Origin of the sequence: Arthrobacter sp. MYb214, from assembly GCF_002979865.1 — a bacterium.
Classification (GTDB): domain Bacteria; phylum Actinomycetota; class Actinomycetes; order Actinomycetales; family Micrococcaceae; genus Glutamicibacter.
Window position 1 is genome coordinate 529,819 of record NZ_PCPZ01000002.1, and the last position, 14,662, is coordinate 544,480.

A 14,662-nucleotide genomic window follows, 5' to 3' on the forward strand; every position below is an offset into this window, starting at 1 on the left:
TAAATCCAGAGTTTCCAATTAGAGCACCCCCGAGAGGATTCCGGCCGGAAGCTTGATGCCCAGGCCCAGATAGAAGCCGTAGAACGAACCAAGCGCCAAGGCAAGCGAAATAACCAAGGTCAATACCCAGCGCCGCGCACCCAGGCAGGTAGCCGCGCCGAAGAACATGATGGTTCCCGAGATGACCCAGCCAGCCCAATTCACGATCAGCAGGTTCAGCACGAAGATGCCGATCAGCGGGAGCAGGACCTTCCAATCCGAAGGCTGGCTCAGGTCCACGTCTTCGCCTTCTTCGCCCGCAGCAAGGTTGCCACGCATGACGGTGATGGCCAAGGCAATGGACGAAAGAATGAGAATGCCCGAGACGACGTAAGGCAGGGCCTTGGGACCTACAACGTCTGCCTGGGAGTACGTCACATGAAGCTGCGACGCGTCAACAAACACGATGATTCCGACGATAAGAAGAAACGCGGCGAACAGGAGTTCGACGCGTTTCTTCTTTGCGGTGGCTACTTCGCTCACGCCAGGCCCAGGGTCTTCAGGACGCTGGCAACGCGCTCGTCCTGGTCGGTGAGGAAGGCGGAGAATTCGTCGCCGGTCATGAAGGCGTCGCTCCAGCCGTTGGTCGCCAGAGCTTCCTTCCACTCGGCCGAATCATGCATTTCGGTGACCAGGTTGACCCACTTGGCCTTGTCCTCTTCGGAAATCTCAGGTGGAGCCACCAGACCGCGCCAGTTGGAGAACACCAGATCAATATCCGATTCCTTCAGGGTCGGGGCATCTACGCCTTCCAGGCGCTCTTCGCCGCTGGTGGCCAGTACGCGAACAGAGCCCTCTTCGATCTGCTGCATGTACTCGCCGGCACCGGAGGCAGCGAAGGCCAGCTTGTTGCCCAGGATGGCCGGCAGCAAGTCGCCGCCGCCATCGTACGATACGAAGTTCACGTCCTTGGGATCAATGCCCACGGCTTCGGCCAGCTGCATTGGCAGCAGATGGTCCGGGCCGCCAGGGGAGGAGCCGCCGCCGACCGAGAGCTTGCTTGGGTCGTCCTTCCAGGCCTTGACCAAGTCGTCAATGCTCTTGTACGGAGAATCCTTGGAAACCATGATCGCTCCGGGCTCTTCGATGAGCTTGGCAATCGGGGTGGTATCGGTCAGCTTGGAGTCGGTTTCGTTGGTGTAGCTTGCACCCACCACGCCCAGGCCCATGAGCATGGCCAGATCGCCATTGCCCTTCTCATTGACAATGCGGGCCAAGCCGACGGTGCCGCCGGCACCGGCAAGGTTGAAGACTTCCGGGTTGCTGGCCAGCGATGCGTCATCCATGACCTTGGCGGCAACACGGGCAGTGGTGTCGTAGCCGCCGCCTGGGGTGTTTGGCACCATGATGCGGAGGTTCGCGATGGGGCCCTTGGACTCTGCGGCGTCAGTGCTGGAAGACTCTGATGTCACGCCGCAGCCAGTGGCGGTCAGGGCCAGTGCAGCGGCAGCTGCCAGCGCGCTCAGCGCACGGAACGACTTGAACGGTTTCATGGGGATTCAGCCTCTTTGCTTTCATCGGGGTTGCGAGTGATACCAACTTACGTGCCATCGTGAGCCGGGTCACTCTTGCGTACTCAAAGAAAATACTGTTCATTGTGTAACCGGAAATTGTGATCTGAACCATTCGAATCTTCGGTAAGGTAGCACAGTGCCCGGATGCAGGTGCCAGCAAGGACCTGCCGGGTGCAACGTGGATTTCTGGAATATTGGGGGCGAGGCAATGGGTGCCGTGCGTTTCTGGCTCGCTAATCTGTACACGCGCCGCAAGCTGACCCTTGCAGGGCAGTACCTGATACTGCAATTGCTCATTATCGCGGTGGTGCTGGCAGGGGTCATCACGGTATCGCTGACTCAGGCCACCAATAACTTCGAAAAAATCGAGGGGCGCCGCAGCCTCTCGGCCGCCGAATCGCTGGCTGCAAACCCCCTGCTGCGCGTGCTCCTGCCCGAGGCGGAGCCGGAAATGGGTTCGGCGTTGCCTGCCATGGGCGAATCGGTGCGCAGCACCTCGGGTCTCCAATTCGTGACCATTGCCGATCCCCGGGGAACGGTCGTCACCTCCAGCTATCCGGATGAAGTCGGAACCTCGATACTGCACCCTGAATCCGCCGTCACCGAAGGCCGCGGATGGACCGGGGAAATCTGGCGCAATGGCAACCATGTATTGATTGCGCAGGTTCCGGTGCTGGATGACGAGGGGAAGATGGTCGGCATCGTCAGCGCCGGCCAAAGCTATCCCAGCACCGGTGAGATGATCCAGGAGATCGCCCCCAACGCCTTGTTCACCCTGGTCATTTCCCTGCTGCTGGGGACCGCCGGCTCAGTCTTGCTGGCCCGCCGGGTCAAGCACCAGACCCGCGGGCTTGAACCCCGGGAAATTGCAGAGCTTTTCGAGCATCGCGAAGCCCTGCTGCACGGAGTCAAAGAGGGAATCATCTCGGTGTCGCCGGATAGCCGGGTGATGCTGGCCAATGATGTCGCCATCGAGCTGCTCCAGCTTCCCAGCCACTGCGTGGGCAGGACCCTGGACGAATTGGATGTTGTTCCGCAGGTGCGCCATGCACTGACCACCAGCCAAGAGCTGCCCGACCGGCAATTCCTTGTCGGCGAGCGGGTATTGGTCTTCAACCGGATGCCGGTCAAGACCGCCAGGCGGGATTTGGGATCGGTCACCACCTTCCGAGACAAGACCGAACTGACCCTGCTGGAACAAGAACTTGGAGACAGCAAGGCCACCGCCGACATGCTCAGGGCGCAGACCCATGAATTCGCCAACCAGCTGCACGCAATTTCCGGGTTGATCCAGCTCGGGGAATACGACGAGGTCGTGGGCTTCATCGATGGCGTGAGCTTCAGCCGGAGCAAGATCTTCGAGGACGTCTCCGCATGCATCGCCGAACCCACGATTGCCGCGTTGCTGATTGCCAAGTCCAGCGTGGCCGCCGAGCGAGGGGTGCACCTGAAGATGGCGCCTAGCTCAACCTTGGGCAGGTGCGAGGACCAGCTGGCGCGGGATCTGACCACCGTGATCGGCAATCTCGTCGATAACGCGATGGACGCGGCCGCTGCGGCTGCCAATCCGGAAATCCAGGTCGGGATCGAGGAAACCAGCGAGCTGGTGCGAATCACCGTGAGGGACAATGGAGAAGGCATCGCGGAAGATGCCATGGACGAGATCTTCACCCAAGGTTTCTCCACCAAGGACAGCGCGGTTTCCGGCGGCAGGGGCTTCGGCCTTGCCATCAGCCGCCTGGTTTGCCGCCGCCGCGGTGGAGAGCTGGCCGCGGCCAATGCACAAGGTGCCCGGTTTACCGCCACGCTCAGGAAGTAGGAAGCAAGAAGTGATCAAAGTACTGGTGATCGACGATGATTTCATGGTCGCCAAGGTGCACGCTGGATTCGTCAACAGCGAACCGGGGTTCACCGTGGTCGGCGTGGCGCACTCCGCCGGTGACGCGATCAAGGCCGCCGGCGCGCTCTCGCCGGATCTCATCTTGCTCGATATCCATTTGCCGGACATGAACGGCCTGGACCTCTTGCAGCGCCTGCGCGAAGTCCAGCCGGAGCTCGATGTCCTGGTGATCAGCGCGGCGCGGGAAATGGATACCGTGCGCCGCGCGCTTCGTGGCGGCATCGTCCACTATCTGATGAAGCCCTTCTCGCGGGATGACCTGCGCGAACGGCTGGAGCACTACGCGAAGGCCTACCAGCCGCTGGGCGAAGCAGCGGACCAGGAATTGCAGCAGGCCGATGTGAACATGCTCTTCGGGCTCGGCGGACAAAAGCGCCGGCCTCTTCCCAAAGGCTGCAGCGCCGAAACCATGGAACTGGTTGAGAGCATCGTCAAGGAAGCTGCCGAACCCATATCGGCCACCGAAACCGCGCAGAAGCTGGGCACGTCCCGGGTGAGCGCTCGCCGGTATCTGGAATACCTGGCAGAGGAAAACCTGGCTCAGGTGAACCTGCGCTACGGGGGAGTCGGCAGGCCCGAACGCCGCTACTCATGGAGGGGGTAGTGGCAGCGGATCGTCCAGCCGCCCCCGGACGCAGAAAGCCGGGGCAGGCCTAGACGAAAGCTGCCGAACCCCGTTGGCGATGCTCGCTGGCCGCGTACGTGCCGAGGATCTTGATTTCCCAGGTGAAGAATTCCAGTTCTTCCAACGCCAAGCGCACAGGAAGGTCTTCGGGGTGGCCCTCGATGTCGACCATGAAGGTGGTAGCGGCGAAGGACGAACCGACCATGTAGCTTTCCATGCGGGTGAGATTCACGCCGTTCGTGGCAAATCCGCCTAATGCCTTGTATAGCGCGCTAGGCACGTTGCGCGCCTGGAACACCAAAGTGGTAATCACCGAGTCGGGGAGCTGGGAACGGTGCGGCAGTTCGTGCCTGCGGGCGAGCACTACGAAGCGGGTCGTGTTCGTCTGGTCGTCCTCGACACCGGAAGCCAGCACCTCCAAGCCGTAGAGTTCGGCCGCCATGGGCGGAGCGAGCGAGAGCTTGGCAGGATCGTTCCATTCGCGCACTTCGCGGGCCGAACCTGCAGTATCACCGGCAATCACCGGGGTCAGGCCGTGCTGGCGTATGACCTTGCGGCACTGGCCCAGCGCATGGATGTGGCTGTGCACCTCGGCCGCATCCGCGATGGTGCTGCCAGGCAGTCCGAGAAGGTCGAAGCGGATCCGCAGGTAGTGCTCGCCGACAATGTGCAGTTCCGACTCGGGGAGCAGGACATGGATATCGGCAACGCGACCGGCAATGGAGTTCTCTATCGGAATCATCGCCAGCTCCGCTTCACCGTTTTCCACCATGGCGAACGCGTCCTCGAAGCTGGCACAAGGCACGGCTTCCATGTCCGGGAAACGTTGCATGCAGGCCATATTCGAGTTGGAGCCGGCTTCGCCCTGGTATGAAATCTTCTTGCTCATTGAATCAAGATATCCCAGCGCAATGGCTGGGCAGGAATCCACGAAAGCAGATGACGCCAAGACGCACGGACTGCTGCCAAGGCAACTGCGCGCGCTCCAAAAACGGCGGCTGCCTTCCCGGCCAACTAGTTCTGGTAGTGATCCGCCAGCTTCTCCAGGCCCTCGTCAATGCCTACCGCAGGTTTCCAGTCCAGGACTTCATGGGTTTCGCGCTGGTCGAACCAATGCGCGGTAGACAGCTGCTCGGCCAGGAAACGGGTCATCGGCGGCTCATCATGAACCAAGTTGCGCGAACCGGCTGCCAACCACAACTTCTCGATCACCGAACCGGCCGCACGGGCCAGCCAGCCCGGAACGTTGAGCTTCGGAGCCGGGGCGCCGCCAGCCTTGCAGATGCCGGCGATCAGCTCGCCCACCGGCCGAGGTTCGCCATTGGTGACCACCAGGGCTCGCCCGTGGGCGTGGTCCATGCGTTCCAGGCCGCGGACAATCGCCGCAGCGGCATTGTCGATATAGGTGGTGTCGATCAGTGCTGCGCCCTGGTCCAGCAGGGGCAGCCGTCCGGCCTTGGCCCGCTGGATGACGCGTTCCACCAGCTGGGTATCGCCGGGCCCCCACACAACGTGCGGGCGGATGGCGGTGACGCGAAGTGCTGGCGAATCGGCGCCCAGGGCATTGAGCTCGGCCGCTGCCTTGGAGCGTGCATAGAATCCATGCGCCTTGGCCGGATCGGCCTCACCCGCACCGGCGCCCGCCAGCGAATCGCCGAAGTGCGCCACGGAAGGGGAAGAGACGAACACGAAATCCCTGATTCCTGCGCGCTTGGACGCTTCGAGCAGATTGCTGGTTCCCGCGATATTGGTGGCGGCGAAGTCTTCCCATGCACCGGTGAAGGAGACCTTGGCTGCCAGGTGGATGACCGCGTCCATGGACTCCACGGCCGCGGCGACAGCCTGCGGATCCGTGAGCGAGCCGCGGACTTCATCAGTGGCTGATGCCGAGCTGCCGCGCTGGAAGGTGCGCACATGGTGACCCTTGTCGCGCAATAGCTGGGCTACAGCGCCACCCAGCATGCCGCTGGCTCCGGTGACCAGAACGCGACGGGCAGCGTCTTCATTTTTCGATGGGCTCACGGATTGCGGATCCTTCCACCTGCGAGGGTCGCGGCAGCCCAGTGGGCGAGCGCGGCCCGGTCAATCTTGGAGTTGTGCCGGATATCGGTGGGCAGGCTTGGGACTACCAGGACCGCTGCCACCTCGGTGCCGGTGGCCGCGACCGCGGCGCGAACCTGGCGGGCCAGATCGCTGGCGGCCGGACCGGATTTGCGGGCCGCGGGCACCGTTTCCATGACGACCACCGCGGCCTGGGTTCCGTCAGGTCCCACGCCGACCAGCGCGGCACGGCCAGCGCCAGCAACCGACTCGACAGCATGTTCGGCGGCCACCGGGGTAATCGCGCCCTTGGCGGTGCGCAGTACGTGGCCAAGGCGTCCCTCGACCCACAGGCGTCCCTGCTCATCCAGATGCCCGACATCGCCGGTGCGATGCCAGCCGGGGATGGAGACGCTGAGCTGTTCGGTGATCCACAGCCGGTCGTAGCGGTCCTTGACGTGCGGGGCGCGGACCAGGATTTCGCCGGTGGCATTCGGGGTGTATTCCGGCTTGTCGCCGGCCACGCCCAGGGCGTCAATCGGTGCGATGGCGACAGTGGCTCCGGCGACTGCGGTGCCCACGCACACGCCATTGCCCGCTCCGGCAGCGCGGATGCCGGCCAAGTCGATATCGGTGACTGGCAAGGCCTCGGTCATGCCGTACGGGGTGTGGACCCGGGCATTGGGAACCAGATCCTGCACCTTGGCCAGCAGATGCTCGGGAATCGGGGCGCCGGCGGACAACATCAGCGAGACGCCTTCCAAGGTTTCCCGCTGAGCCTGGTTCAGCGCATCCTGGGTTTCCAGGACATTAGCCAGGGCGGCGGGGGAGGCGAAGACGGTGGTTGCATCCACCGCGAGGGCGGCGTCTGCCAACGCAGCGGCAGTCAAGGTCCGCGGTGCGGTGACGTCCATGTCCGGGGTGACCGAGGTGGCACCCAAAGCAGGGCCCAGCAGCGCGAACGGCGCGAAGCCTGCCACCAGCGCAGAGCCGGCCTTGAGGTTGTAGGTTTCGCGCAGGGTATCGCGCATGGCGGCCAGTTCGCGATGCGTGTACACCACTCCCTTGGCCGGACCGGTGGAGCCGGAGGTGAACAGGACCGCCGCATCGGCATCCGGATCGGATGGCTCGAAAACCCTGGACCCGGAAGCGGCCTGGCTGCCGGCTTCATAGAGCTCGGGCAGGGTATGGGCTACCCCCAGCAGCTTGCGCTTCGCAGCAGGCAGGTCTCCAGCGGCAATCCTGGTTCCCGGCCAGCCGAACAGCCGCGCACCGGTGAGCGCACGGTCGATGCCAATCAGGTAGCTCGGGCCAGCGCCCTTGATGGCTCGTCCCATGCCCTTGGTGCCAAGGCCGGCATCGGCCACCACAATGACCGCCCCCAGGCGCAGGCAGGCGTAGATCAGGGTGGTCAGTTCAATTCCCGGTGGAACCAGCAGGTTCACCCGGTCGCCGGCCTGCACTCCGATCTGGCGCAATCCTGCGGCCAGGGCATTCACGCGCTGGCCCAGTTCGGCCCAGGACAGCGATCGCGCAGGATTGATGTCCACCACCGCGGCCGATTGGTCCTCGGTGCGCGAATCGAGTTCGGCAAGCATCGGACGGTATTCGCCCAGGGATTGGGCACGCGAGGTGTTCTTGGAACTCTTCTCGCCGGCAAGCCACTGGAAGATCGGGGTGGCAATATCGTTGTCTTCGCCCACCAAATGGCTGGAGCCTTCAAAGCGGTGTACCTGGGCGTGGGGCAGTCGCGACATCAAATCGCGCAGGTAGCGGTCGGAGAAGACCGGGTCCTTGGGTCCCCAGAGCATCAGGGCCGGGACCTTCAAGAAGCGCACTGCTTCCGAGATCTCGTCCAAGGCCGGACGGCTTGGGTGATCCTGGGAGAACGGGATATCGGCGACAAAGTTGGCTACGCCCTCGCGCTTTTCAGCGTTGGTGTACGGGGCCATGAAGGCCTTGCGGATATCCGGGGCCAAGGCCGGCTGCGCCAACGAGTGGGTTACCTGCAAGAAGGCAGGGGAAGTCTTGGTGCCCCAACCGTGCACCGCGGGATGGGACGCGAGTTTCAGCGCGGCGGGAAGCTCGAAGCCTGCAGGGTGGATTGCGGTGTTGGTCAACACCACGTTCTCCAGCTGGTCCGGGTGGGAAACGGCCCAGCCCAGGGAGATGATGCCGCCCCAGTCATGGCCCACGGTGGTAATTTTGCCGGTCAGCCCCAGTGCGCCAGTCAGATCGCCGAGATCGTTGACGCGGTCGGCCAGGCGGCGGAACTTGCCGCTGCGCTCGGAGAAGCCCATGTCCAGCTGGTCCACTGCCACCACTCGCCACGGCAGCCCGTGCTCGGACACATGGTTCAGCAGGCTGCGCCAGAGGTAGGACCAGGTGGGGTTGCCGTGCACGCAGAGCAAGGTGCCGGCCGGCTCAATTCCGCGTTGCTTCAGTTCTTCGTTGTTATCCAGGACGTGCCACCGGTGCCTAGTGCCCGGGGAGTCCACCTGCGACGTGGACGGTACTTCCAGATACTTCGAATAAATGGCATCTACACCGGGGAAAAGCTCGGTCACCAGGCAATCTCCATCATCGCGGTGTTCAGGCCGGAACCGACGCCCATGCACAGCACCCGGTCGCCCTTCTTCAGCGAGTCGGCTTCTTGGGACAGGGTCATGGGCAGGGAAGCCGGTCCGACATTGCCCCACTTGGAGAAAGTGATTGGCACGCGGTCCTTGACCAGGCCGACGGCCTTGATAATGGCATTGGTGTAGGACTTGGAAACCTGATGGGTCACGTAGCGGTCCATGGACTTCCAATTCCAACCGGATTGATGGGCTTCATCCCAGGCATCCACGACCAGTTCGAGGCCGTTATCCAGCAAGCCCTTCGTGTCCGTGTACATGCCCGAGGGTCCGCCGACACACAGCTCGTGGTGCTCGGTGCCGGCACGCGATACGCCGCCGACGATGCGGTGCGCTTCCGGGTGCGCATCCGCTGGGCCAATGACCGCAGCGGCGGCGCCGGAACCCAAGGTCAGCGTGGCGAATTCACGCATGTAGTCATCGCGCGTGGAAGTTTCAGCGTTCAGCCGCTGGAAAGTGGTTTCCTGGGTTGGCTTGGCATCTTCGCCGGCAACAATCAGGGCGTACTTGATCTGGCCGGAGTCGATCATGTTCGCTGCCAGGCTCATGCCGTTGACGAAGCCGAGGCAGGCGTTGGCCACGTCGAAATTCATGGCGGAGGATGGCAAGCCCAAGCCGTTGTGCACCTTGGAAGCCACCGACGGCTCCAAGTTGCGGCGGGTGACCGAAGTGTTGATCAGCAGGCCGATTTCGCTGGCATCGACACCGGCCTGGGCCAGCGCCTTCTTGCCGGCAAGAATTGCAGCGTCGTCGAATTCAACGCCATCGGACCACCAGCGGCGTTCCTTGACCCCGGAAACTCGTTCCAGAAGCTTCTTGGACAGGCGAAGGCGTTTCAGGCTAGGAGCAAGTCGCTCGTCGAATTCTGCAGAGCTCACCACCTCGGGTGCGAGGACGCTGTTCACTGATAAAAGCGCAACGTTGTGGTGCTTAAAGGTGGCATTGCCGTTCAAAATGGTGCCTTCGTTTCTGCTGGACTATCTATGTGCTGCGTGCTGCATTGAAACGTCGTGGCCGATGGGTGTGCGCCATCGGTTGCGTATGTGTTCTCCCTAGGTTATTCCCTGCATGACGCCAAGACCTATTTGAGCGCATTTTTTCAGCCGAAAGCTGGAATCAGTGCCTATGCAGACTATATCGATCCTACAGACTAGTCCTATGAGAATCATGGCAAGTGGGGGCGATCGTTCTGTGGGCCTGCTTCCATCTGCGCAGCCACAGGAAGCGCGCAGAAGCGCTCATCTGCGCGAAGTCTGAAACTCCGGACAATAAAAGCGATCCCCGTCACATTGCTGGGCCAGAGTCGCGTTGTATGGATAGCGCATCAAATCACGCTGATGCCCTCGCCCTCATCGACAAGGCGGTATCCAATGACAACTTCAAGCGTTGAAGCACAAAGCACTCTTCCGGTCGTTCTGCGATTCGTGATCTATAGCCTTATCGGTATTTTGTTCTTCTTCCTCCCCATCACCATCAACGGCAAGAGCACCATCCCGTTGGATCACTTGGTGACGTGGATTCAAACTGCCGCGGCACCGGTCGTTCCGTACATGATCTTGCTGATGCTCGTCTGCGGGACAGTTATTCCCTTCGTCACCGGAGGATGGAAGGCATCCAAGGTACGTGGCATATTCGCATTCCTGAACATCTTCGGGCTGGCTGTCGGCTGTTCGCTGCTCTTCAACTTTGCCCCGGCGTGGCTCAGCGATCCGGACATGGGTCCTTTTCTGCTGGACAAATTGGTCATTCCCGTTGGCTTGATCGTTCCAGTAGGTGCCATCTTCTTGGCCTTGCTAGTTGGCTACGGGCTGATGGAGTTCCTTGGTGTCTTCTGCCAACCGGTCATGCGTCCAATTTGGCGCACCCCGGGACGTTCGGCCGTGGATGCCGTGGCTTCCTTCGTGGGAAGCTACTCGCTGGGTCTGCTGATCACCGACCGCATGTACCGTGGCGGCCGCTACACGGGTCGCGAAGCTGCCATCATCGCTACCGGTTTTTCCACGGTGTCAGCCAGCTTCATGGTTATTGTTGCCAAGGCGCTGGACCTGATGGACCACTGGAGCCTGTACTTCTGGCTGTCGCTGGTAGTCACCTTTGCGGTGACCGCCATTTCGGTGCGCATTCCGCCTTTGAGCCGGATTCCAGACACGACGTACCTGGGCATGGAACATGACAAGGAAAAACTGGTCACGGGCAATCGTGCACGCGTTGCCTGGAGCGAAGCCATGGGAGCCTCGCGGCGAGCGCCATCGCTGCTCAAGAATGTCGGCGCCAACGTATGGGATGGGCTGAAAATGGCCATGGCAATTTTGCCGTCCATTCTCTCTGTCGGATTGCTCGGACTGGTGGTTGCCCGCTTCACTCCAGTTTTCGACTGGCTAGGATACCTGTTTGTCCCATTTGCCTGGATCGTCGGGCTGGATGACCCGTTGCTGGCTGGCAAGGCTTCGGCTACCGGCATTGCTGAAATGTTCCTTCCAGCAACCCTCATTGCGGGACACGAATCCATCGAGCTGCGCATGGTGATCGCCATCGTTTGCGTCTCTGCAATCATCTTCTTTTCAGCATTGGTGCCATGCGTCCTGGCGACGCAGATTCCGCTGAACATCCCGCAGATGGTAGCTATCTGGTTCGTGCGCGTTGTCCTGACCATCCTCATCGCGACACCAATCGTGCGCATGCTGCTATAGGTCGGCTGCGCTGGCGCACGGCAGCTTGCGAAACCAATGGGTTGAACCGAGTGATGCTTTCCGATTCGACGCGACCACGCCATGTCGCGGCACTGTTGCAGCTTTGCGATTCCTGAATGCCGTTGCAAGGCGGAGACGATCCGTCGTTGAATGGTCGAACCGATACGACGGAAAGCAGGTTCCAATGAATCACTTACACGAATCAGGTGCTCCGATGCAGGGTGATCCGAGTATTCCCGACCAGCCAGAACCGCCAGCGCAACCGCCGACACCAGATGCTCCGCCAAGCCCGGCGCAGCCGGACGTACCACCAAGCCCTTCGCATCCGGATGGGCCGATCCCGCCCCCGGGCCCGCAGGATCCCACTGAGCCGGCGCCGGGGCACCCAACTGACCCCACGACTCCGCCACCGCCTGCATTCGCCTAGGCGCAACGACCGAGGCTGGCGACATCCAATGCCCTGCAGGAACCTGGTTCCTGCAGGGCATTGGCCATAACTGCAAGAAGTTGGGTCAAACGCCTATCGAGATCAAGGAGATCTGCCTCCGCTCGGCGATGCCCGTGAGCGCTTGCAGCAAGCCGGGACAGCGACGAAGCCAACCGGGTGAGCTATTTACCGAAGTCGGGATCGCAGGTAGAAGCGGAACGGTTATCGTGACCGCATCAATGTCCTCGTTCGCCGACGACGCAAGGACGCAAATCAACCGTGGGAACGCTATCGGGGCCGCTCAGGTAGCTCTACTGTCGCCGCGCATCGGTACAGTGGATCCAAGCAGTATTACTCTGCATTGGCGACCACCCTGTGAAAGGCGCAAATGGCACATTCAGTACAGGTGAAAGATCGAATTCGTGGAGTCCTGACCGGGATGGCTGCCGGAGATGCCCTGGGCGCGGGCTACGAATTCAACGCACCGTTGCCCGAATCCGCCAAAATCTCGATGATTGGTGGCGGGTTGGGCGATTTTGCGCCCGGGGAGTGGACCGACGACACCTCAATGGCCATAGTCATTGCCCAGGGCCTGCTGGATTCCAACGGCAAGCTTGATGGTGCCGCGAGCAACTACATGGTTCGGGAATGGGCCAAATGGGCGACGAACGCACCAGACGTCGGCAACCAGACGCGGGCAGTCCTTGCCCACGCCCAGCATGTTGCGTCTGCTGACGGAAGAGCCGAGCCGACCGCTGATGATGCGCTAGCTGGTTCTGAACAGATTCACCGGAGAACTGGCCGCTCCGGCGGGAACGGCAGTCTCATGCGCACAGCGCCCGTGGCGCTGGCTTATCTGTCTGAACCGCCTGCTGCCGCATTCGAAGCTGCGGCAGCTATCAGCAAGCTGACCCATTTTGATGATGAAGCCGCTGAGGCCTGCGGGCTTTGGACAGTAGCCATTCACCACGCTGTGCTCACCGGCGAACTAGATATTCGCAGTGGTCTTGCGATGCTTGAACCAGAACGCGCACAAGCATGGGAGCAGCGCATCCACCAGGCCGAAAACCATCGACCTCGGGACTTCACAAATAACGGTTGGGTCGTTGAAGCGTTCCAAGGTGCTTGGAGCGCGATCGCCACCGCCGAACCGGAAGACGGGAACGCTCGCTTGGTTCCGGTGCTGGAAGCGGCTGTTCGCGGAGGCGTGGATACCGACACCGTGGCAGCCATCGCCGGATCGCTCATTGGCGCAGCTTCCGGGTTCTCGAGTGTTCCGGCGCAGTGGGTGGATATGGTCCACGGTTGGCCCGGAATGAGGATGCAACAGCTTGTCGATATTTCGAGTGAGCTCGCGGGCTAAGTTCTCCTGCGGGATCTTGCTTCTAGTCCCGGGCTGGTCGTCGAGCTTCCAGCTTCTGTGGCAGCACGATGCTGACTTCGTGGCGCACCCCACGCGCACCGAGGCCAGTCAGATCAATCGCTAGAAACCAGGGTCCGGAATGGGGCACCTTGATTCGGTATGGAGCACGGCGTGCCAGTCCACCGTATGCTTCGAATTCTTCACCGTCCTGGAATGCCGCGAAATTTTCCGGATCCATCAACCGCAGATGAGCCGGTCCACTGAGAGTCACTACCAAGATGCTTCCCCGCTCAATGAAATCCCAATAATGTTCAGCAAAATTAGGCTCCGCCAATGCCAGCCTCCTCGATCCCAGGTGATCCGCCGAGCAACGGACCCAGACCCATTAACTCAAATTCAGGCCAGTGTCGCCAACGCACCCAAGGCAAGAGCACTGTACCGGTTCGGGCATTTGCAACGGCAAAGCTGCAGGAGTCTGGAGAACGGGGTCTTCTGGTCTTTGGGGTGCGTCGCGTTGCCACCTCAACCGATGCCAGATCCGCGATCGCAAGAGGGTTAGTGGCAATTACCATTCGAGCTGCCGGCAGGTGGCATGAGCCGATCGCTGCATTGGACGAGCCGGAAGCCATCGGCTATTGGGTCCCGGATACCGGGGCAAGGAAGCAATATGACGACTCGAACGATTCGATCTCAACCGGATTGACGTGCTAGGCGGCAATTAATCCGCTGCTCGCGATAGCGTACCTAAGTGGGATGAAGTAACGCACAACTTGGGTCATGGCGGCCCAGAGCAATGAGGCAAAGTTCATGGATTTACTGACGGGCATTGGCCTGGAACAACTGCGAATGTGGATTTGGATTCTGGTGATTGGTTTTGCCGTGGCGGCGGGGCTATGGCGGCGGCACCAGCTAGTGGCGGTCGCCCTGGCCTCGGTGCTCTTATTCGCCGCTGCCAGCGCCGGTGCCGGGATCTATATCCTGAAGCGGCCAGGTGATCCGCGATGGACCATGGGCGAGCCTCCGGTGAATGCCCCTGATCTTTCCGGAATACCAGTTGTGGGCAAGCAACTGGCTCCCGTGGAATCTGCATTGGAATCGATTGCCGGGGGAGTGAATTCCTTCTGGGAATTCAATCAGGCCCTGCCGGTGGCCCTCGACTTCTTTGAACGCAGCGGCTGGGCCCTGCTCGCGGCCATTCCGCTGATCATCGCCATGATGATCAAGACTTTCAGGGCTGCCAGCCGCCGCAGGCAGGAACTGAAGAACCTCAGTGGTGCCGTGGCGCAACTCCAATCCGAGCTTGCCGCGATCAAGGGGAATTTGTCTGAGCAGGGCACTGCGGCCGAGGCTCCAGAACAGGGCAGCCAACGGGAGAACGCAGGCACTCGTAGATCGCGCCGGGGCGAATGAACGTTAATTAGCCAGACG

Annotated in this window: 12 protein-coding genes; 5 read left to right on the forward strand and 7 right to left on the reverse strand. The window is 61.5% G+C overall.

The window, feature by feature from the left end; all coding sequences use genetic code 11:
* Positions 1–18: 18 nt before the first annotated feature.
* The gene (locus CQ012_RS08190) at positions 19–522 is read right to left on the reverse strand and encodes a tripartite tricarboxylate transporter TctB family protein (protein WP_105658222.1); all 504 of its coding nucleotides are present in this window, start codon (positions 520–522) and stop codon (positions 19–21) included.
* Entirely contained in the window at positions 519–1,532 is a 1,014-nt protein-coding gene (locus tag CQ012_RS08195; RefSeq protein WP_105661846.1) for a Bug family tripartite tricarboxylate transporter substrate binding protein, read from the reverse strand. The genes CQ012_RS08190 and CQ012_RS08195 overlap by 4 nt, the downstream gene beginning before the upstream one ends.
* A 229-nt stretch (positions 1,533–1,761) precedes the next feature.
* On the opposite strand from CQ012_RS08195, the gene CQ012_RS08200 reads away from it, so the two are divergent.
* On the forward strand, positions 1,762–3,372 hold the full coding sequence (locus CQ012_RS08200; RefSeq protein WP_105661847.1) for a sensor histidine kinase: 1,611 nt from the start codon (positions 1,762–1,764) through the stop codon (positions 3,370–3,372).
* Between the two features lie 10 nt (positions 3,373–3,382).
* On the forward strand, positions 3,383–4,057 hold the full coding sequence (locus CQ012_RS08205; RefSeq protein WP_102598037.1) for a response regulator: 675 nt from the start codon (positions 3,383–3,385) through the stop codon (positions 4,055–4,057).
* 49 nt (positions 4,058–4,106) lie between these two features.
* Here CQ012_RS08205 and CQ012_RS08210 read toward each other — a convergent pair whose 3' ends face one another.
* The 4 genes from CQ012_RS08210 to CQ012_RS08225 form a co-directional block, all read right to left on the reverse strand.
* Positions 4,107–4,967, reverse strand: a complete 861-nt coding sequence (locus CQ012_RS08210; protein ID WP_105661923.1) for a prephenate dehydratase — start codon at positions 4,965–4,967, stop codon at positions 4,107–4,109.
* Between the two features lie 125 nt (positions 4,968–5,092).
* Positions 5,093–6,100 carry an NAD-dependent epimerase/dehydratase family protein gene (locus CQ012_RS08215; RefSeq protein ID WP_105661848.1) on the reverse strand — a complete coding sequence of 336 codons (1,008 nt, stop codon included), beginning with the start codon at positions 6,098–6,100 and terminating at the stop codon, positions 5,093–5,095.
* A complete protein-coding gene (locus tag CQ012_RS08220) occupies positions 6,097–8,685 on the reverse strand; it encodes an alpha/beta fold hydrolase (RefSeq protein WP_105658217.1) in 2,589 nt (862 codons plus the stop codon). The genes CQ012_RS08215 and CQ012_RS08220 overlap by 4 nt, the downstream gene beginning before the upstream one ends.
* A complete protein-coding gene (locus CQ012_RS08225; RefSeq protein WP_013348415.1) occupies positions 8,682–9,707 on the reverse strand; it encodes a 3-oxoacyl-ACP synthase III in 1,026 nt (341 codons plus the stop codon). The genes CQ012_RS08220 and CQ012_RS08225 overlap by 4 nt, the downstream gene beginning before the upstream one ends.
* Positions 9,708–10,124: 417 nt before the next feature.
* Here CQ012_RS08225 and CQ012_RS08230 point away from each other — a divergent pair, with 417 nt between their 5' ends.
* Positions 10,125–11,444: a YjiH family protein gene (locus tag CQ012_RS08230; protein ID WP_105658216.1), complete on the forward strand. Its 1,320-nt coding sequence runs from the start codon at positions 10,125–10,127 to the stop codon at positions 11,442–11,444.
* Positions 11,445–12,259: 815 nt separating this feature from the next.
* On the forward strand, positions 12,260–13,234 hold the full coding sequence (locus CQ012_RS08235) for an ADP-ribosylglycohydrolase family protein (RefSeq protein WP_105658215.1): 975 nt from the start codon (positions 12,260–12,262) through the stop codon (positions 13,232–13,234).
* 22 nt (positions 13,235–13,256) lie between these two features.
* Here CQ012_RS08235 and CQ012_RS08240 read toward each other — a convergent pair whose 3' ends face one another.
* Positions 13,257–13,568 (reverse strand): DUF1883 domain-containing protein, encoded by a 312-nt coding sequence (locus CQ012_RS08240; RefSeq protein ID WP_166650648.1) that lies wholly within the window; start codon positions 13,566–13,568, stop codon positions 13,257–13,259.
* Between the two features lie 473 nt (positions 13,569–14,041).
* Here CQ012_RS08240 and CQ012_RS08245 point away from each other — a divergent pair, with 473 nt between their 5' ends.
* Positions 14,042–14,644 (forward strand): hypothetical protein, encoded by a 603-nt coding sequence (locus CQ012_RS08245; RefSeq protein WP_133832980.1) that lies wholly within the window; start codon positions 14,042–14,044, stop codon positions 14,642–14,644.
* Positions 14,645–14,662 lie beyond the last annotated feature (18 nt).

Coding starts and splice junctions, on each gene's coding strand:
- CQ012_RS08195 (WP_105661846.1), bottom strand. CDS start 1,532: ATGAAACCGTTCAAGTCGTTCCGTGCGCTGAGCGCGCTGGCAGCTGCC.
- CQ012_RS08200 (WP_105661847.1), top strand. CDS start 1,762: ATGGGTGCCGTGCGTTTCTGGCTCGCTAATCTGTACACGCGCCGCAAG.
- CQ012_RS08245 (WP_133832980.1), top strand. CDS start 14,042: ATGGATTTACTGACGGGCATTGGCCTGGAACAACTGCGAATGTGGATT.
- CQ012_RS08230 (WP_105658216.1), top strand. CDS start 10,125: ATGACAACTTCAAGCGTTGAAGCACAAAGCACTCTTCCGGTCGTTCTG.
- CQ012_RS08235 (WP_105658215.1), top strand. CDS start 12,260: ATGGCACATTCAGTACAGGTGAAAGATCGAATTCGTGGAGTCCTGACC.
- CQ012_RS08210 (WP_105661923.1), bottom strand. CDS start 4,967: ATGAGCAAGAAGATTTCATACCAGGGCGAAGCCGGCTCCAACTCGAAT.